The 18,252-nt window shown below is 69.9% G+C and carries 20 protein-coding genes; 11 read left to right on the top strand and 9 right to left on the bottom strand.

Annotation, left to right across the window (positions count from 1 at the left end):
- Positions 1 to 105 precede the first annotated feature (105 nt).
- Both U5817_RS02050 and U5817_RS02045 read left to right on the top strand, forming a co-directional pair.
- Complete coding sequence (locus tag U5817_RS02050) at positions 106 to 708, top strand: cytochrome c oxidase subunit 3 family protein (protein WP_169130289.1); 603 nt, start codon at positions 106 to 108, stop codon at positions 706 to 708.
- A 3-nt stretch (positions 709 to 711) separates the two neighbouring features.
- The gene (locus U5817_RS02045) at positions 712 to 1,020 is read left to right on the top strand and encodes a hypothetical protein (RefSeq protein ID WP_169130287.1); all 309 of its coding nucleotides are present in this window, start codon (positions 712 to 714) and stop codon (positions 1,018 to 1,020) included.
- Here the strand turns inward: U5817_RS02045 and U5817_RS02040 are convergent.
- Complete coding sequence (locus U5817_RS02040; protein WP_169130285.1) at positions 1,015 to 2,427, bottom strand: PLP-dependent aminotransferase family protein; 1,413 nt, start codon at positions 2,425 to 2,427, stop codon at positions 1,015 to 1,017. The genes U5817_RS02045 and U5817_RS02040 overlap by 6 nt on opposite strands.
- 232 nt (positions 2,428 to 2,659) lie before the next feature.
- Here U5817_RS02040 and U5817_RS02035 point away from each other — a divergent pair, with 232 nt between their 5' ends.
- Positions 2,660 to 3,406, top strand: coding sequence for a TerC family protein (locus U5817_RS02035; protein WP_339380064.1), 747 nt, complete (start codon positions 2,660 to 2,662; stop codon positions 3,404 to 3,406).
- 22 nt (positions 3,407 to 3,428) lie between these two features.
- On the top strand, positions 3,429 to 3,866 hold the full coding sequence (locus U5817_RS02030) for a universal stress protein (protein WP_407279554.1): 438 nt from the start codon (positions 3,429 to 3,431) through the stop codon (positions 3,864 to 3,866).
- A gap of 21 nt (positions 3,867 to 3,887) precedes the next feature.
- Here the strand turns inward: U5817_RS02030 and U5817_RS02025 are convergent, their stop codons facing one another.
- The 7 genes from U5817_RS02025 to U5817_RS01995 all read right to left on the bottom strand — a co-directional run bounded on the left by U5817_RS02025 (position 3,888) and on the right by U5817_RS01995 (position 10,505).
- Positions 3,888 to 4,211 (bottom strand): cytochrome C oxidase subunit IV family protein, encoded by a 324-nt coding sequence (locus U5817_RS02025; RefSeq protein ID WP_407279553.1) that lies wholly within the window; start codon positions 4,209 to 4,211, stop codon positions 3,888 to 3,890.
- Positions 4,212 to 4,220: 9 nt separating this feature from the next.
- Positions 4,221 to 4,919 (bottom strand): heme-copper oxidase subunit III family protein, encoded by a 699-nt coding sequence (locus tag U5817_RS02020; RefSeq protein WP_407279552.1) that lies wholly within the window; start codon positions 4,917 to 4,919, stop codon positions 4,221 to 4,223.
- Between the two features lie 19 nt (positions 4,920 to 4,938).
- The gene (locus U5817_RS02015) at positions 4,939 to 5,592 is read right to left on the bottom strand and encodes a cytochrome c oxidase subunit 3 (RefSeq protein WP_407279551.1); all 654 of its coding nucleotides are present in this window, start codon (positions 5,590 to 5,592) and stop codon (positions 4,939 to 4,941) included.
- Positions 5,589 to 7,346: a cytochrome c oxidase subunit I gene (gene ctaD / locus U5817_RS02010; RefSeq protein ID WP_407279550.1), complete on the bottom strand. Its 1,758-nt coding sequence runs from the start codon at positions 7,344 to 7,346 to the stop codon at positions 5,589 to 5,591. Before ctaD ends, U5817_RS02015 begins: the two co-directional genes overlap by 4 nt.
- 10 nt (positions 7,347 to 7,356) lie before the next feature.
- Positions 7,357 to 8,145 carry a cytochrome c oxidase subunit II gene (locus U5817_RS02005; protein WP_407279549.1) on the bottom strand — a complete coding sequence of 263 codons (789 nt, stop codon included), beginning with the start codon at positions 8,143 to 8,145 and terminating at the stop codon, positions 7,357 to 7,359.
- Between the two features lie 46 nt (positions 8,146 to 8,191).
- Positions 8,192 to 8,710, bottom strand: a complete 519-nt coding sequence (locus U5817_RS02000) for a DUF1269 domain-containing protein (protein ID WP_407279548.1) — start codon at positions 8,708 to 8,710, stop codon at positions 8,192 to 8,194.
- A gap of 100 nt (positions 8,711 to 8,810) precedes the next feature.
- Complete coding sequence (locus tag U5817_RS01995; protein ID WP_407279547.1) at positions 8,811 to 10,505, bottom strand: nitroreductase family protein; 1,695 nt, start codon at positions 10,503 to 10,505, stop codon at positions 8,811 to 8,813.
- 55 nt (positions 10,506 to 10,560) lie between these two features.
- Here U5817_RS01995 and U5817_RS01990 point away from each other — a divergent pair, with 55 nt between their 5' ends.
- From U5817_RS01990 to U5817_RS01970, 5 genes are all read left to right on the top strand, one after another.
- The gene (locus U5817_RS01990) at positions 10,561 to 11,061 is read left to right on the top strand and encodes a DM13 domain-containing protein (RefSeq protein ID WP_407279546.1); all 501 of its coding nucleotides are present in this window, start codon (positions 10,561 to 10,563) and stop codon (positions 11,059 to 11,061) included.
- Positions 11,062 to 11,296: 235 nt separating this feature from the next.
- Entirely contained in the window at positions 11,297 to 11,581 is a 285-nt protein-coding gene (locus U5817_RS01985; RefSeq protein WP_169130281.1) for a hypothetical protein, read from the top strand.
- Between the two features lie 156 nt (positions 11,582 to 11,737).
- On the top strand, positions 11,738 to 12,859 hold the full coding sequence (locus U5817_RS01980; protein WP_169130279.1) for a glycosyl hydrolase: 1,122 nt from the start codon (positions 11,738 to 11,740) through the stop codon (positions 12,857 to 12,859).
- Between the two features lie 79 nt (positions 12,860 to 12,938).
- Positions 12,939 to 13,205: a MoaD/ThiS family protein gene (locus tag U5817_RS01975; protein ID WP_169130277.1), complete on the top strand. Its 267-nt coding sequence runs from the start codon at positions 12,939 to 12,941 to the stop codon at positions 13,203 to 13,205.
- Positions 13,206 to 13,288: 83 nt separating this feature from the next.
- Positions 13,289 to 15,118, top strand: a complete 1,830-nt coding sequence (locus U5817_RS01970; protein WP_169130275.1) for an ankyrin repeat domain-containing protein — start codon at positions 13,289 to 13,291, stop codon at positions 15,116 to 15,118.
- Here U5817_RS01970 and U5817_RS01965 read toward each other — a convergent pair.
- Entirely contained in the window at positions 15,112 to 15,750 is a 639-nt protein-coding gene (locus tag U5817_RS01965) for an NAD(P)-dependent oxidoreductase (RefSeq protein ID WP_169130272.1), read from the bottom strand. The two genes, U5817_RS01970 and U5817_RS01965, sit on opposite strands and share 7 nt — an antisense overlap.
- Positions 15,751 to 15,885: 135 nt before the next feature.
- Between U5817_RS01965 and U5817_RS01960 the strand changes: the two genes are divergently transcribed.
- Entirely contained in the window at positions 15,886 to 16,857 is a 972-nt protein-coding gene (locus U5817_RS01960) for a LysR family transcriptional regulator (RefSeq protein WP_169130270.1), read from the top strand.
- 86 nt (positions 16,858 to 16,943) lie between these two features.
- Entirely contained in the window at positions 16,944 to 18,089 is a 1,146-nt protein-coding gene (locus U5817_RS01955) for a DUF3108 domain-containing protein (RefSeq protein WP_407279545.1), read from the top strand.
- Positions 18,090 to 18,252: the final 163 nt, after the last annotated feature.

Raw genomic sequence — 18,252 nt, 5'->3', positions numbered from 1 at the left:
GTGACCCCGAGCGCAACTGTGCCGATCGGAAACCCGTTCGGCTGTGTCTGTGATCGGGAGGGAGAGCGGACCAGAATGGGCGAATTGCACAATGGGCGCACGGCCATGACGACGATCGCACTCCCCGCTCCCCCGCCGCAGCAGGTCGCGGCGGCGGGGCGGGTTCCCGGCAACTCCGGCATCTGGGTGGGCATCACCTGCGAGTTCGTCGAGTTCGCGGTGCTCTTCATCGTCTATTTCGTCGCCCGCGCGCATTTCCCCGAGGCCTTCGAGCACGGCTCGGAGCGCCTGTCGCGCATCTCCGGCACCGTCATCACGCTGCTGATGGTGACCAGCAGCTTCTTCATCGCCGCCTCGGTCGTGACGATGCGCGCCGGCCAGCGCCGGCGCTCGCTGTGGTGGCTGGTCGCGGGGCTGGTCGTCGCGCTGGGCTATCCGGTGGCGAAGTTCCTCGAGATCCGCTGGAACCTCGCGCACGGCATCGACGGCGAGGCGGGCATCTTCTTCACCGTCTACTACTACCTGACGATCAACCATCTGGTGCATGCGAGCTGGGGCATCCTCGGCATGCTGTGGGTGCTCGCGCGCCACATCGCCGGCGCGTACTCGGCCGAGGAGCACGGCGGGCTGGAGGCGCTGGCGAGCTACTGGCACGCCACCGACATCATCTGGCTGGTCCTCTTCCCCTTCTTCTACGTGCTGGCCTGACCCATGCGCCCGACCGAACGGAAACCCGCCACCGCGCTCGCCCCGCTGACCGCCGCCTGGCTGATCCTCGTCGCACTGACGCTCGTGAGCCTCGGCCTCGGCCAGTGGTTCCACGGCGCGGCATGGCTGCCGGTGGTGGTCGCGGCCATCGTATGGGCCAAGGGCATGCTGGTCGCGCAGCGCTTCATCGAAGCCGAGCTCGCCCACCCCTTCATCCGCCGCGTGCTGAAGGTCTTCGTCGCCTTCGCGCCGCTCGCGCTGGTGCTGATCGCGTTCTTCGGCCGCGAGTTCGCGCGCTGGGCGACGCTATAGCTGGCGCGCAATCAGGCGACCGAGGGTGACCATCGCCGCCTGCTGGCGCTCCGAGTCGGGATGGCCGAAGTTGAGCCGCAGCCAGTGGCCGAACTCGCGCTTGGCGGAAAAGATCGGCCCCGGCGCGATGCTGATGCCGTGCGCGAGCGCCTGCTGGTGCAGTAGCAGGGTGTCGACCTGGCGCGGCAGCTCCAGCCACACGAAGTAGCCGCCCTGCGGCCGAGCGAGCCGCGTGCCGGGCGGGAAATGCCGCTCGATCGCGGCGATCAGCGCGACCTCCTGTTCCGCCAGCTTGCGCCGCAACTGGCGCAGGTGGTTCTCGTAGCCGCCCTGTTTCAGGTAGTCCGCCAGCGCGATCTGCACCGGCACCGTCGTCGCGAGGCTGGTCGCGAGCTTCAGGCGCTGGATGCGGTCGGCGTAGCGCCCCGCCGCGACCCAGCCGACGCGGTAGCCGGGCGCGAGGCACTTCGAGAACGAGGACACGTGCATCACCAGGCCGTCGGCATCCACCGCTTTGGTGCACAGCGGCGCCTGCCGGCCGAAGTACAGCTCGGCATAGACGTCGTCCTCGATCAGCGGCACCTCGAAGCGGCGCAGGAGTTCGATCAGATCCTTGCGGCGCTCATCCGGCACGAGGCTGCCGGTCGGGTTGGCGAAGTTCAGCATGAAGAGACAGGCCTTCACCGGATGGTGGCGCAGCGCGTCCTCCAGTGCCGGCAGGCTCACGCCCTCACGCGGGTGGGTCGGGATCTCGATGACCTTGAGCCCCAGCCGCTCGCTCGCCTGCAGCCCGGCGTAGAAGGTCGGCGACTCGATCGCGATCAGGTCGCCGGGGCGCGTGACCGCCTGCAGGCACAGGTTGAGCGCCTCCATCGCGCCCGAGGTGATCACGATCTCCTGCGGCGACACCGGCGCGCCGTGCGCGAGATAGCGTAGCGCGAGCTGCCGGCGCAGCTCCTCGTTGCCCGGCGGCAGGTCGGTCACGGTCGCGAGCGGATCGAGCCGGCGCGCCGCATGCGCGAGGAAGCGTCCGAGCTTGTCTAGCGGATACAGGTAGGGGCTGGGGAAGCTCGAACCCAGCGGCACGATGCCGGGATCGCGCACGCTGTCGAGGATCTGGAAGATGAAGTCGCTCACCTCGAGCTGCGTCGAGCCGCCGACCGGGCGCGTCATGTCCGGTTCGGGCAGGTTGCGGCCGAGCCGGGCGCGCACGAAGTAGCCCGACTTCGGCCTTGCCTCGATCAGGCCGCGTCCTTCCAGCAGGTAGTAGGCCTGCGTGACGGTGATCGGGCTGAGCTTGTGCGTGCGGCAGGCCTGGCGCACCGACGGCAGCCGGTCGCCGGCGCGCAGCACGCCGTCGATGATGAGTTTTTCCGTCTGCTCGGCAAGGTCCTGGTAGCGGCTCATGAGGCGATGTTAGCAGGGGCAAACATCGTGGGAGCGGCTTCGTGTGGGAGCGGCTTCAGCCGCGAATGGGCCGCGACGAGTGCGGCACCGCCCATTCGCGGCTGAAGCCGCTCCCACAAGGCTGCCACATTACCCGCCCACCCGCCTCGGTACCGCCCCCTGTCGCGCGATGCCGTTCTTGGCGACAATGTGCGCCCTGCGCCACCATTCATGGTTAGAAAGGAGACGAGCCGTGCTCGAAACAATGATGACTGGCACCTTCTGGATCTCGGTGCTGCAGATCATCGCGATCGACATCCTGCTCGGCGGCGACAACGCGGTCGTGATCGCGCTGGCGTGCCGCAAGCTGCCCGAACACCAGCGCAACAAGGGCATCGCGTGGGGCGTGGTCGGCGCGATCGCGCTGCGCATCGTGCTGATCTTCTTCGCGCTGCAACTCCTCGCGCTGCCCTTCCTGAAGGTCGTCGGCGCGCTGCTGCTGCTGTGGATCGGCGTGAAGCTGATGCAGCCGGAGGACGAAGACGAACACGGCAGCATCGAAGGCTCCACGCATCTCCTCGGCGCGATCAAGACCATCGTCATCGCCGACGCGGTGATGAGCCTGGACAACGTGATCGCGGTCGCCGGCGCGGCCAAGGGCGACCTCGGCCTCGTGGTCTTCGGCATCGTCGTGAGCATCCCCATCATCGTGTGGGGCAGCAAGTTCGTGCTCAAGCTGATGGACCGCTTCCCGATGGTCATCACGCTGGGCGCCGCGTTGCTCGGCTGGATCGCCGGTGGCATGCTGGTCGGCGACGTGGTGGTGAAGCCGTATGTCGAGCACCTGCCCGGCTGGCTGCACTATGTGACCTCGGTCGCGGGCGCGCTGCTCGTCGTCGCCGTGGGCGCCTGGCTCGCGAAGCGCCAGGCGGGCCCAGCGGCCCCGCTCGTCGAACTCGCGGTCGAGGAGACCGGCGACAACGGCGCCCGACGCCACTGACCGTGCAGACAAGGAGATCGTGATGCTCAAGGTGCTCGTCCCCCTCGACGGCTCGGAGAACGCCAACCGCGTGCTCGACCACCTGATGAAGCTGCGCGCGCTGAGCGGCGAACTGGACCTCCACCTGCTCAACGTGCAGATTCCCATCGACGGCCACGCCCGCAGCTTCGTCAGCCACGACGATCTCGAGACCTGGCACCGCGAGGAAGGCCTCGCCGCGCTGGCCACCGCACGGGCGGCGCTCGACGCGGCCGGGCTGCCCTACACCCACCACATCGCGGTCGGCCACGTCGCCGACACCATCGTCCGTTACGCGACCGAGCACCGCTTCGACAAGATCGTCATGGGCACGCACGGGCGCGGCGCACTGCTGCAGGCGCTGCTCGGCTCCGTCGCCCACGCCGTGCTGGAACGTTCGCCCGTCCCCGTGACCCTCGTGAAGCCCCTCCCTCCGGGTTGACGCACGGCGGAGACAGGCGCCCTACGGCAGCGCGCCGAAGTACGCGCCGCGCGTGAGGAAGATGTAGTCGCCCTCGAACACCATCAGGGCGACGAGCACCAGTACGCACAGCGGCGGCAGCAGGATCGCATACACCAGCGCCCGCCGCTCCCAGCGCAGGTGCATGAAGACGGCGACGATCAGGCCGGCCTTCATCAGCATGAAAGTGACGATGAGGCCCCAGCGCAGCAGCCCCTGGACGTGGAAGAAGTCGACGAGGTAGGACATCGTGCTGAGCACGAAGAGCAGGCCCCACACCTTCAGGTACAGGCCGATGGGGTGCTGCTGGCCGGATGCGTGGTCCATGGCGCCTCCTCACCACAGGTAGAACAGCGCGAAGATGAACACCCACACGAGGTCGACGAAGTGCCAGTACAGGCCAGCGATCTCGACGTTGCCGTACTTGCCGCCATCTTCGCCGCGCGCCTCGTAGCGCCCCGCGAGCACGCGCGCGGCGATGCTCAGCAGGTAGATCACGCCGACGCTCACGTGCAGGCCGTGGAAGCCGGTGATCATGAAGAAGCTCGCGCCGAACTGCGCCGCCCCCATCGGGTTGCCCCACGGCCGCACGCCCTCGGCGATGAGCTTGCTCCACTCGAAGGCCTGCATCGCGACGAAGCTCGCGCCGAGCAGCGCGGTCGCCACGAGCAGCGCCGCGCAGCGCACGCGGTCGCGGCGGTAGGCGCAGTTGACCGCCATCGCCATCGTGCCGCTGCTGGTGATCAGCACGAAGGTCATGATCGCGATCAGGATCAGCGGCAGGGTCTGGCCGCCTATCGTCAGCGCAAACACCTCGGAGGCATTCGGCCACGGCTCGGTGGTGGCGATGCGCACCGTCATGTAGCCGGTGAGGAAGCTGCCGAAGACGAAGGTGTCCGAGATCAGGAAGATCCACATCATCGCCTTGCCCCACGGCACCGCGAAGGCCTGCCGGTCGCCGGACCAGTCGGCGACGAGGCCGCGCCAGCCGCCGGCGGGCGCCGTGCTCGGGACGGGTGTTGCAGTCGTAGCCATCGCGCAAGACCTCCGTGAGTCAGTGGCCGTGCATGCCCACGGCGCTGCCGAGCGCCACGAGCGTGCCCGGCGAACTCGCGAGCAGTGCGAACAGCACCAGCCACACCGCGAAGAGGAAGTGCCAGTACGTCGCGCACAGCGCCACGCGACGCGCCGAGCGCTCGCCCGGCCCCTCCCGTGCGAGGCCGGCCGCAGCCCAGCCGAGCGCGACCAGGCCGCCCGCGAGGTGCAGGCCGTGCAGCCCGGTGAGCAGGTAGAAGAAGCTCGCCGCGGGGTGGCTCGCGACGAAGTGGCCGGCCGCGACGAACTGTGCCCACACCCAGCCCTGCCCGGCGAGGAAACCCAGCGCGAGCGCCGCGGCGGCGGCCAGCGCGCCGCGCAGGCCGCGATCCTGCCCGCGCCGCGCGGCGCCGCTCGCGAACTGCAGCGCGACGCTGCTCGCCGCGAGCAGGCCGGTGTTCAGCCACAGCGTCGCCGGCCAGGGCAGGGCCTGCCAGTCGGGCAGGCGCGCACGCACCAGCAGCGCGATCGCGAACAGCGCAAACAACATCGCGATCACGCCCAGCAGCACGCGCAGTCCCACGGCCGCGGCCGGCGCACGCGGCGCGTCGCGCCCGGGATCCGGCGGCTGCGGGAGCCAGGGTTTGACGGCGAGTGCGGCAAGCAAATTCATGCGCGGCCCTCCCAGGCAGGTCCTTCGCCCCCAGCGCCGGCCCCCGCGCCGGGCTCTTGCGGCACGTTCTGCGGGATGAAGTCGCGCGCCGCGCCCGGCACGCTGTAGTCGTAGGCCCAGCGGTGCACCTCGGGCAGGGTCGCGCCCCAGTTGCCGTGGCGCGGCGGGGTGTCCGGCGTCTGCCATTCGAGCGTCGTCGCGCCCCACGGGTTGGCGCCGGCGGGCCGCCCGTGCCGCAGGCTCCACGCGAGGTTGAACAGGAACACCAGCTGGACGACGCCGACCACCAGCGCCGCGACGGTGATGAAGGCGTTGAGGTCCTGCGCCGAGGCCGGGATGAACTCGTAGCCCTCGTACGCGTAGTAGCGCCGCGGCATGCCGAGGAATCCGAGGTAGTGCATGGGCATGTAGATCGCGTAGGTGCCGAGGAAGGTCACCCAGAAGTGCAGCTTGCCGAGCCGCTCGTCGAGCAGGCGCCCGGTGATCTTCGGGTACCAGTGGTAGAGGCCGCCGAAGACCGCCAGGATCGGCGACACCCCCATCACCATGTGGAAGTGCGCGACGACGAAGTAGGTGTCGGACAACGGGATGTCCACGCTGACATTGCCGAGGAAGAGCCCGGTCAGTCCGCCAATCACGAAGGTGCTGATGAAGCCGATCGCGAACAGCATCGGCACACGCAGGTGGATGTCGCCGCGCCACAGCGTCAGCGTCCAGTTGTAGACCTTGATCGCGGTCGGCACCGCGATGATCAGCGTCGTCGTCGCGAAGAAGTAGCCGAAGTACGGGTTCATCCCGCTGACGTACATGTGGTGCGCCCACACGACGAAGGACAGCCCGCCGATCGCGACGATCGCCCACACCATCATGCGGTAGCCGAAGATGTTCTTCCTCGCGTGCGTCGCGATCAGGTCGGAGATGATGCCGAAGGCCGGCAGCGCGACGATGTACACCTCGGGGTGGCCGAAGAACCAGAACAGGTGCTGGAACAGCACCGGGCTGCCGCCGGCGTGCGCGAGCGGCCGGCCCAGCGACACAATCGCCGGCATGAAGAAGCTGGTGCCGAGCAGCTTGTCGCACAGCATCATCACGCCGCTCACGAACAGCGCCGGAAACGCGAACAGCGCGAGGATGGAGGCGACGAAGATGCCCCATACCGTGAGCGGCATGCGCAGCAGGGTCATGCCGCGCGTGCGCGCCTGCAGCACGGTGGTGACGTAGTTCAGGCCACCCATCGTCGCCGCGACGATGAAGATCACCAGCGATACCAGCATCAGCACGATGCCCCATTCGGTGCCCGGCGTGCCGGGCAGGATCGCCTGCGGCGGATACAGCGTCCAGCCCGCGCCGGTCGGACCGCCGGGCACGAAGAAGCTCGCCACCAGCACCAGCACCGCGAGCAGGTACATCCAGTACGAAAGCATGTTGAGGAAGGGGAATACCATGTCGCGCGCGCCGACCATCAGCGGGATCAGGTAGTTGCCGAAGCCACCGAGGAAGAGCGCAGTGAGCAGATACACCACCATGATCATCCCGTGCATGGTCACGGACTGGTAGTAGGTGGCCGGATCGATGAACGCGAACGCGCCCGGAAAGCCCAGCTGCAGGCGCATCAGGTTCGACAGCACCAGCGCGACCAGGCCGATCGCGATCGCGGTGAGGCTGTACTGGATCGCGATCACCTTGTGATCCTGGCTCCACACGTACTTCGTCCAGAAGCTGCGGGGTTCGGCATGAGCGTCGCTGTCGTGCATCGCGTCCTCCTCAACGCGCCGCGGCGAAACTCGGCTGCGCCGCGAGCCAGGCACGGAACGCCGCCTCGTCCTCGACGATGACATGGCCGCGCATGTTGTAGTGCGCCAGCCCGCACAGCTCGGCGCACAGGATCTCGAAGCGGCCGGCGCGCGTCGGCGTGAGCCAGAAGCGCGACACCACCCCCGGCACGAGGTCCATCTTCACGCGGAACTGCGGCACGTAGAAGTTGTGCAGCACGTCGTGCGAGCGCAGCAGCAGCGCGACGGGACGGCCGAGCGGCAGGTGCAGCTCGGGGTTCGCGACGAGCACGTCGTCGCGCCCGTGGGGGTCGTCGGGGTTCACGCCGAAGGGGTTGTCGGCGCTCACGTGGCGCACGTCGGTGCGTCCCAGGCGGCCGTCCGCGCCGGGAAAGCGGAAGCGCCACTGCCACTGCTGGCCCAGCACCTCGACCTGCGCCGCGTCAGCGGGCGGGGCAATCATCTGCGAGTACACATACAGGCCCGGCGCCAGCATCGCGACGATGCCTGCCGTCGTGAGCAGCGTGAGCCGCCCTTCCAGGCGCCGGTTCTCCGGCTCGAAGGCCGCGCGGTGGCCGGCGCGATGGCGGAAACGCACGATCGCAAGCGCGATGAAAAGATTAACCGCAACGAACACCGCCCCCGTGATCACCAGCGTGATCAGCATGGTGTCGTCGACCAGGCCCCAGTTCGACGCGATCGGCGTGAACCACCACGGACTGGCGAAGTGGAACGCCACCGTCGCGACGACGATCAAGACCAGCGCGATTGCCAGTGCCATGGCCGCCCTGCCCTCCCCCGCGTGACTCCCGGCTACCCGCGGAGGCTCACGGGAACGCCGGGATCGTCGGCTCGGTGCCCTCGATATCGGCTTCCGGATGATGCTGCCGGATCAGATCCTCGAACTCCTCGACACGATCCTTGGGCACATCGACCATCATCAGCAACATGCCCTGCTCGATGGCCGCCGCGAAGCGCTCGAGGCGGGAGTTCGGCACGCTCACGCCGACCATCGCCGACACCCACGCACCAAATCCGGCGCCGCCCAGCGCACCGAACAGGACCGCGCCGCCGGCCGCCACCACGCCCGCCGGCGGGAAGGCCAGCGCCACCAGCCCGGCGAGCGCACCCATGCTGCCGCCGACCGCCAGCCCGCGCTCGATCGCCGGCACGAGGTCGGTCTTCTGCGCGACACCGGCCTCGGGCAATTCCTCCAAGGGCGTGTTGCGGCGGGCCAGCACATGGATGTGCTCGTAGGGAACATGCGCAAGCAGCAGTTCATCGACGATCCTGCGCGCGGTATCGACGTCCGGAAGCAGGAAATACAATCGCTTCACGCCCAGCATGACGACCTCCTTGCCGGATCACCCACGGCAACATGCGCGGCCTCCCCCTCTTGCCTCGCTCTCGCACCGACCCCACAAGACTGTGACCGCCGGGCGGTCGTCAAGTTTTCGGCGTCTGTGCGCGCCGGGCGGCGCCATACGGCGGCAGCGAACTGAGGCGCACATCCTCGACCGGCCCGCCGACGGTGAAGTGATAGAGGCTCTGCCATTCGCCGCCGGCAAGGCCCAGCAGCTCGTGCATCGTGTCGTCGAAGAAGCAGCCGATACCCGTGCCGCGCAGCCCCGCCGCTTCTGCTTCGAGATACAGCGCCTGGCCGAGCAGGCCGCATTCGCGGAAGAGCTGCGCATAGCGCCACGGCTCGCGAGCGACGAGCCCCGTGCGTGCGAGCATGCCCAACGCGAAGCACGAATCGGCGGCGATCTCCTGATGGCAGCTGACGAGCTGCGCCGTCGCACGCAGGTCGTAGGGGATCAGCAGGTAAAGCGGCAGCGGCGCGGGGCCTGTCCTGTGCCACAGCCAGTCCTCGCGCATCGCCCCGCGCAGCTCGGCGAGCGCCGCCGGATCGCGCACCAGCACGTAGAGCCCCGGCTCCAGGCCGTCGACGCGATGCACGAAGAGCGCCGGATGCACCTGGGGCGGCCACGCCCAGGCCGACCACGGCGGCACGCCGGCGCGCGGCAGCAGCGCATCGAGCACGGCGAAGAAGGTTTCGGCAGCCATCGTCGTCACGCCGTCGAAGGCGACCGCGCTGCGGCGCTGGAGCGCGAGCGTCGCGAACGGAAGATCGAGGGCCGCGGGCGCGGGCGGCGCCGGCGCCGGAAGCGAAGGCGCCGGTGCGGCGGCGGTGCGCGGCTTGCGCGCGGCGGCATCGACGACGGCGATTTCCGGCCAGTCGACATGCGCGGAACTCAGGCGGTTGGCATGGCCGTGCCAACCGGCCCGCCCTGCGAGGGCGAGCAGCGCATCGACGTCGATCCCGCCCTCCGTCGCACCGAGCTGCAGCAGCACGTCGGGCGCCTCGCGCTCGGCGCCGTCGAAGTCCGCCGCGCGATCGAGCCCCGCGAGGCGCGCGATGTCCTCGTCGCCGGCACGGTCGAGCACGCGCGCCCGCCAGCCGAGCGCCGCGGCGGCAAGCGTCACCGCGGCCACCGCATGGCCGCAGTCGTGCTGGCAATAGCGCCATGCGCGCATGCCGTACTTCCACGCCTCGCGCCAGTGGATCGAACTCAGCGCGACCAGCACCCCCTGCCCGCCGAAGGCCCTGGTCCAGTCCCCCTCCCAGCCCTCCTCCCAGCCCGCCTCACTGCCCTCATTTCTGCCGTCCGGCGGCGCCGCGCGCTGCTCCAGCACGTGGTCGCGGCTCAGATAGTGATGCACGCCGGCCGGGATGCCGGGCAGCGCCGGCGCGATCAGGTAGCCCTCGGTCGGATGCAGGTTGCCGCTCGACGGATTGCAGCGCAACGCCCAGCGAGAGCCGCCGAACGACTTCCATGCCGACAGCGCGAGCGAAAGCTCGAACAGGATGCCCAGATGCTCGCGGTCGAAGGGCGCGGGCGGCGGCAGCTCGCCACGGCGCAGGGCGGCGTGGCGCGTCGCGAGCCCATCCGCCGCAAGCGGCAGGATCGTGCGCGCGGCCCCCTCCCAGCTGCGCCACGGGTCCGGCTGGTTCTCCCAGTCGAGGCGCCCCGGCCCCGGCGCGTAGCGCTCCGGCCGATGCTTGCTATGCTCATGGTAGGCCTGCACGGCGGCGGCCTGCCCGCCCTCCCGCGACGCTGCTGCCGGTTCTTGCGCCATCCCGTCCCCCTCGCGACTCATCGCGCCACCGCCTCAGCACAGGAGCCCGATAGCGATGAAACGGTCCATCCTCATCTTCGTCCTCGGTGGCCTGCTCGGCACCGCCGCCGGCTTTGCGCTGGGCATCTTCGTCTACCCCTACATCTTCCTCGCCGACATCACCGCCAACGAGCGCATCGACGATCCATCGGCGCTGACCCTCGTCGCGCGCGGGACCTTCATCCACGCGAACCCCGCGGACCCGATCCACTACGGCCGCGGCGGCGTGCGCGTGTATGACGGGGTCGTGCACCTGGAGCAGGACTTCCAGGTCGGCCCCGGGCCGAAATTCCACGTTTACCTCGTGCCGGACAAGCAGGTCACGCCCGATACCGACGTCGGCGGCAGCATGTTCATCGACCTCGGCCGGCTCAAGGCGTTCAAGGGCAGCCAGAACTATCCCGTTCCCGCCGGCGTGGATCTGGCTGCCTACGGAAGCGTCGTCATCTGGTGCGAGCAGTTCGGCGTACTCATCTCGCCCGCGGCCCTCGTCGCGGCACAGGACGGGGCAGGCTGACACCGACGGCTCCGTCGCCCCCGTCGCCGGCCGCGGGTGAGCGGCGGCACCAACGCAGAACACTCGCGTGCGCGGGCCACCTGCAATCGATGTCACCCGCATCGGTTAATCGCGCGTTATATTCACGCACGCAGGTGCATGACCGCAGCTCTCGACACAACCGCCACGGAACGCCGCCGACGGGAGGACGCATACGCGCCGTGCGACGTACCCCGTACAACAAGGAGATACCCGCATGTCCCGCTTGATCACCGCAGTCCTCGCCAGCCTGTTCGTCGCCGGCACCGCCTTCGCGCAGGCCCCCGCCGGCGATTCGATGTGCGAATCCAAGGCCGTCGACAAGAACGGCAAGCCGCTCGTCGGCGCCGCCAAATCGTCCTTCATGAAGAAGTGCCACGCCGACGCCGTGAATACCGAGTGCTCGGCGAAGGCCCTCGACAAGAATGGCAAGCCGCTCGCCGGCGCGGCGAAGAACTCCTTCATGAAGAAGTGCCAGGCCGACATGAAGGCCGCCAAGTAAGGGCGCGCGCCGCCCGCCCCCACAGGAGCCGGCCACCGAGCCGGCTTTTCGTTTGCGCCGCACGCACGAGGCCGGCAGGCGCGATGCCCCTGACGCCATCGTGCTTGTTTCGCCTTCCCCAGCGACTATCCTGAAAAATCCGAGGAGGGCGAGCGCATGGACCAGATCGTATTGCTGATCGGAACGCGCAAGGGTGCGTTCCTCCTGCACAGCGACGCCGGGCGGCGCGAGTGGCGCCTCACCGGCCCGCATTTTCTCGGCTCGGCGGTGCACCACATGGTGCTCGACCCGCGCGACCACAGGACGCTGCTGCTGGGCACCCGCCCGGGGCATCTCGGCCCGACGGTGTTCCGCTCGACCGACCTGGGCGAACACTGGCAGGAGGCCAGCAAGCCTCCCGCCTTCGCACCCTCTGCCGACCCCAAGGCGACGAGCGTGGATATCGTCTTCTGGCTCGCCCCGGGCCACGCCTCCGAGCCGGGCGTGTGGTATGCCGGCACGGTGCCGCCGGGCCTCTTCCGCTCGGAGGATGGCGGCGACACCTGGCAGGAAGTGCCGGGCTTCAACCACGAGCTCCTGCCCAACCTGCGCGAGGTCATCGGCCCGATTCCGGGCGGCCCGCCGCTCCATTCGATCTGCATCGACCCGCGCGATGCGCGCCACCTGTACGTGTCGCTGTCCTCGGGCGGCACCTTCGAGAGCACCGACGCCGGGGCGAACTGGCGTGCACTCAACCGCGGCATCGCCGCCGACTTCCTGCCCGACCCCGATGCCGACGTGGGCCACGACCCGCACCGCGTCGCGCTGCATCCGCTCAAGCCGGACCGCCTGTACCAGCAGAACCACTGCGGCATCTACCGCCTCGACCGTCCCGGCGACCGCTGGCAGCGCATCGGCCGCGCGATGCCGACGGAGGTCGGCGACATCGGCTTCCCCATCGTGCTCCATCCGCGCGACCCCGACACGCTGTGGGTGTTCCCGATGGACGGCACCGAGAATTGGCCGCGCACCTCGCCCGGCGGCAAGCCGGCGGTGTATCGCAGCCGCGACGGCGGCGAGAGCTGGGAGCGTCAGGACAACGGCCTGCCGCGCGGCCACGCATGGTGGACGGTGAAGCGCCAGGCCTTCTGCGCCGACGCCGGCCACCCGCTCGGCCTGTATTTCGGCACCACCAGCGGCGAACTGTGGGGCAGCCACGACGAGGGCGACACTTGGCTCCCCCTCGCCGAGCACCTGCCGGAGATCTTCTCCGTCGAGTTCGCCGCGCCCGCGCCATGAGCGCCCCCGCCCGTCCGCCCGAAGGGGGCGCCCTTCCTCCCTTGGGGAGGGTGGAGCGCAGCGACAGGAGGGTCGTACAGTGAGCGTCCGCGTCGTCGTCCCCGGCCAGCTCTACAGCTACACCGGCGGCCAGTCGCAGCTCACTGCCGAGGGGACGACGCTGGGCGAGGTGCTCGACGAGCTCGACTGCCGCCATCCCGGCCTGCGCTTTCGCGTCGTCGACGAACACGGCGCGATCCGTCCGCACGTGCGCTTTTTCATCAACCGCGAACCCGCGCTCGCGCTGTCGTGCGCACTCGCCGACGGTGACGAACTCCTCATTGTCGGCGCGTTGAGCGGCGGATAGGTTGCCTGCTGTCGGGCAGATCCCGGTCGCATCGGGCCGCCGCCCCGACCGGTGCAGGCGCGTGCACAGACGGGGGCGAAGCGATGGCGAGTCCGGTGATCTTCATCAGCTACCGACGGGACGACGCCAGCGGCGACGCCGGCCGCATCTTCGACCGTCTCGTCGAACAGTTCGGCCGGGAGCGCGTGTTCCGCGACGTCGACGCCATTCCCGCCGGCGAGGATTTCGTCGAGGCGATCCGCCGCAAGATCGAACAAGCCGACGTGCTGCTGGTGCTGATCGGCAAGCAGTGGCTCACCGCGACCGACGACGCGGGGCACTGGCGCCTCGCCGACGACAAGGATTTCGTCCGCACCGAGATCGTCAGCGCACTCAGGCGCGGCATGCGCGTGATTCCGGTACTGCTGGAAGACGCCGAGATGCCGCGTGCGCAGGATCTGCCCGGGGGGCTCGCACCGCTCGCGCAGCGCAACGCCTTCGAGATCCGCAACGCGAGCTTCGACCGCGACCTCGCCGAGCTCATCCGCATCCTCGCGCCGGGCTGGCGCCACAAGCTGTTCCGCATCCTGCGCCAACGCCCGCTGCAGGCGGCCGTCGCGCTCGCCGCTGCACTCCTCGCCGGCCTGTGGGCCTACCCGCTGGTCGTCGACACGCCCGACAAGGTGCGCGTTCGCATCAACCAGATGGGCCTCGCCTGGGATCCCGCGACCTTCGTCGAGCTCGCCGAAAAGAATGACGCCGACGCCGTCGCGCTCTACCTGCGCGCCGGCATGCCGGTCGACAGCGTCGACGCGAACGCGGTCAATGTGACGGCGCTGATGCGTGCGGCACGGGCCGGTCATGTCGCGCTCGTGAAGCTGCTGGTGAAGCACGGCGCGGACGTCAATCGTGCCCTTCCCTGGGCCGCCGGCGCCGGCCGCGCCGAGGTGCTGGAGCTGCTGCTCGCGCAACAGCCCTCGCGCGAGGCGATCAACCGCGCGATGGTTGCTGCGGCCGACACCGATCTCGCGGTGCTGAAGCGCCTGCTCGACCTGGGTGCCGCGGTCGATTACCGGGAAGACGGCGGCGACACGGCCCTGGGCTACGCCGCCGGCGCGCTCAAACTCGACGCCGCACGCGAGCTGCTCGCGCGCGGCGCGAACCCCAACCCCGACAAGCCGGATGGATGGCTGCCGTTGCACCGCGCGGTCTATGCGAGCCGCCAGGAGGGCAAGGACCTCGAGCACCAGCTCGAACTCGTGCAGCTCCTGCTCGACGAGGGGGCACAACTCGAAGCACGCACGCGCTCGATGTCGGACTGGCAGCCCACGCCGCTGCTGCTCGCGCTGCACAAGCCGGCGCCCGAGCTGGCCCTGTTCCTGATCGAGAGGGGCGCCGACGTGAACGCCGCAAGCGCCGACCGGAGCGGCATCGACGGGCAATCGGCCCTGATGGTTGCCGCAACGGGTGGCCAGGCCGCAGTCGTCGACGCCCTGCTCGCCAGGGACGCCGCGATCGGCGCACGCAACGGCCGCGGCGAAACCGCGCTGATGGCGGCCGCCGGCGGCTATGGCGACGCACAAATGGCGATCGCACGCCGCCTGCTCGACGCCGGCGCCGAACTCGACGCAAGGAGCGATTCCGGCTCGACGCCATTGATCCGCGCCGCCGGCAGCAGGAACGACGTGCTGCCCCTTCTGCTGGAGCGCGGCGCCGCCGTCAATGCCACGACGAAGAACGGCTGGACCGCGCTGATGGTCGCCGCGCAGGTCGGCAACGACGACTACGTACGCGCGCTGCTCGCGCGGGGCGCCAATGCACGCGTCCTCAACGAGGACGGCGAAAGCGCTGCCAGCCTGGCCGCAAAGGGCGGCTACAACCGCGTGTTGCGCACCCTGGGCGCCCCGCCCGTGCGTGCCGCAGGCGATCAGTAAGCGACCGAGAAGCGCTGCCGCGCGTGCGCGGGGCGTTCCAGCTCGTCGATCATCGCCACCGCGTAGTCCGCGAGCGAGATGCGGCTTACCCCCTGCGCGTCGACGAGCAGCTGGTCGGAGCCCAGGCGGAAGCGCCCGGTGCGCTCGCCCGGCTCCAGATGGGCCGCGGGGCTCAGCATCGTCCACGCGAGCTCCGGCTCGGCGCGCAACAGCTGCAGCGCATCGCGCGCGCCTTCGGCCGTGCCCTTCCACTGCGCCGGGAACCCGGGCGTGTCGACGAGCTGCACGCCCGGCGCCACCTCGAGGCTGCCCGCACCGCCGACGACCAGCAGCCGCGGCACGCGCGCCTGCCTGGCCGCGGCGATGATCGAGCGCATGCCTTGCACGTAGTAGCCACGCACGTCCGCCTGCGCGTGGCCGCTGAAGGCGCTCACGACGGCGTCGTGGCCCTGCAGGCGGGATGCGAGTGCCGCGCCGTCGAGCACGTCGGTCTTGACGGCTTCGAGTCCGGGTTGCGCCGCCAGCTTCGCGGGATTGGAGACGAGGGCCGTGACGCGGTGGCCGCGCGCGAGGGCTTCCTTCAGCAGGGCCGAACCGACATAGCCGGATGCGCCGATGAGAGCGATGTTCATGAATGTCACCTGATTCAAGCGATGGGGGGTGGATGGGTCGCTGTCTGCAACGGCGCCATCTTCACATTGCGCATTGTTTTCAAAAACAGTTCAGTTCAGAATTCACTGTTTTCAATTCAAAGACAACGGCCAGATATGGGCATCGCCGACCGCATCGACCTCAACGGATTGCAGATCTTCGCCGCCGTTGCCGAAGCCGGCGGCTTCACCGCCGCGGCCGATCGCCTGGGCATCGCCAAGGCCAAGGTCAGCATCGAGATCGGCCGCCTCGAGACGCAGCTCGGCATCAGCCTGCTCAGCCGCACCACGCGTCGCGTCGCCCTCACCGAGGCCGGCCACACCCTGTACGCCGAATGCGTGCCGCGGCTGCGCGGCATCGAGGAAGCCCTCGTTCAGCTTGGCAGCCCGTCCGCGGAGTTGAGCGGGACGCTGCGCATCGGCTGCACCGTCGATCACGCGGTACAGTCCCTCGGCCGCGCCGTCTCCGAGTTCGCCGCGCAGCACCCGCAGCTGCACATCGAACTGCGCACCAGCGACCAGGTCGTCGATCTCGTCGAGGAGGGGCTGGACGTGAGCTTCCGCATGGGTTGGCTGCGCGACTCGTCGATGCGCGCCCTCAAGCTCGCCGACTTCGCGCAGTACATCGTCGCCTCCCCGGACTATCTCGCGCGCGCCGGCCAACCGCAGCACCCCGAGGAGCTCGCGCGCCACGAATGGGTCGCGCTGACGCTGTTGCCGACGCCGCTGACCTGGAGCTTCACGCATGCCGACGGACAAATCTGCAGCGTGCGCACCCGCGGCCACCTGCGCGCCGACTCCGCAGCCGCGCTGCGCGCCCTGCTCGAAGGCGGCGCCGGGATCTCGGCGCTCGACCAGTTCAGCGCCAGGCCGGCCGTCGAGAGCGGCCGGCTCGTGCGCCTGCTGCCCGCCTGGACGCCCCCCGGCGGCGGCCTCTACGCGGTCTACGCACCGGGCCGGCACCAGCCCGCGCACGCCCGCAAGTTCGTCGACTTCTACCGCCGCAGCCTGCAGCAGCGCATCGAGCAATGCTTCGGCACGCGTCCGGCTGCAGAGTCCGCGAAGGACGGCGCTGCCCGCCCATCCTGACCGGCACGCCGGGCGAACTCACGCTAGAATGGCGCCCGCCCGCCGTATCAATGCTCACGGCATCAATCCGCGGCGGGCAGACATCCATGACCGAACCGAAGCCCGCCTCCTCTCCCATGCTGTCACGCCCGCTGATGCTGGGCATCGCGCTGTCGCTCGCGCTGCATCTCGCGGTGCTGATCGGCCCGCAGGTCGACCTGCAGCCCCTGCCCGAACTGCAACGCCTCGACGTGACGCTGGTGCGCACTGCACCGCAGATCGCGGTCAGCGAAGCGCCGCCCCCCCCGCCTCCGCCGGTGAAGAAGAAACCGCGCCCCCCGGCGGAGCCGAAGACGGCGCAGGCGAACATCACCGACCAACCCGTCGCGCAGCCCGAACCGGCACCGGACCCCGTCGCCGCCGCCGAACCGCCGCCCGTCCCCGAGCCTGAACCGGCCCCCGAACCGCCTGCCGAAGCGGCCCCCGAAGCCGCTGCGGACGTCGAGACAACGCCCCCCGCCCCATCCGCGGCCGACGAGCAGGCGCTGCCGGCCGAAGCCACGCCGGTCGCCGGCAGCGGCGGCCAGGCCTGGCCGCGGGCCGGCCGCATCACCTACCTGGCACTGATGGGCGAGAAGCAACTCCCCATGGGCAAGGCGACCCACCAGTGGGTAGTCGCCGACGACGGCAGCTACCGCATCTCCGAGCTCGTCGAGCCGACCACCGTCGCCGCGATCCCGTGGTTCCGCCCGGGGCGCAAGCTGCGCGAGAGCACCGGCCGGATCACCGAGGCCGGGCTGCGCCCCGAACGCTTCACCGAACGCGAGGACGGGCGCCCCGGCGAAGTCCTCGCCGAGCTCGACCGCAAGACCGGCGAATTCCGCAGCGCCGGCACCACGGACAGCCTGCCCGACAACGCGCAGGACAGCCTGTCGCTGCTCTACCAGCTCGGCTACCCCGGCGCCGCGGCCGGCGGCTCGCTGCCCGTCACCGCAGGTGGCGCGCTGCGCAGCTTCCAGCTCGAGACGATCGGCGAGGAGACCGTACATCTGCCCTTCGGGCAGGGCTGGCGTGCCCGCCACGTCCGCGCACGCTACGGCAGCGCACGCGAGATGACCGACGTGTGGCTCGCGACCGACCACTTCGGCCTCCCGATCCTGATCCGCACGATCGACCCCAAGGGCGTCGTCTACTATCTCGTCGCGACCGAAGTGATGGTCAGCCGCGAGGCCCTGCCGTCCGCAGCACGCTGACCCGCGACGAGCCTCCCCCTGCGCCACGGCGCACGCGGGGGACGGCCGCGCCGGCTTGCTTTCGCATGATCCTCGCCTACCATCAATGCATGCCGGGCGAGGCTCCGCAGCATGCCTGAAGGGTGACGCCCGCACCGGCACGCCATCCCGACGCGGAGGACAT

Origin of the sequence: Aromatoleum evansii, assembly GCF_045689615.1 — a bacterium.
GTDB classification, from domain to species: domain Bacteria; phylum Pseudomonadota; class Gammaproteobacteria; order Burkholderiales; family Rhodocyclaceae; genus Aromatoleum; species Aromatoleum evansii.
The sequence above is the reverse complement of the archived record's forward strand: the minus strand, read 5'-3'. Positions and strand labels throughout refer to the sequence as shown.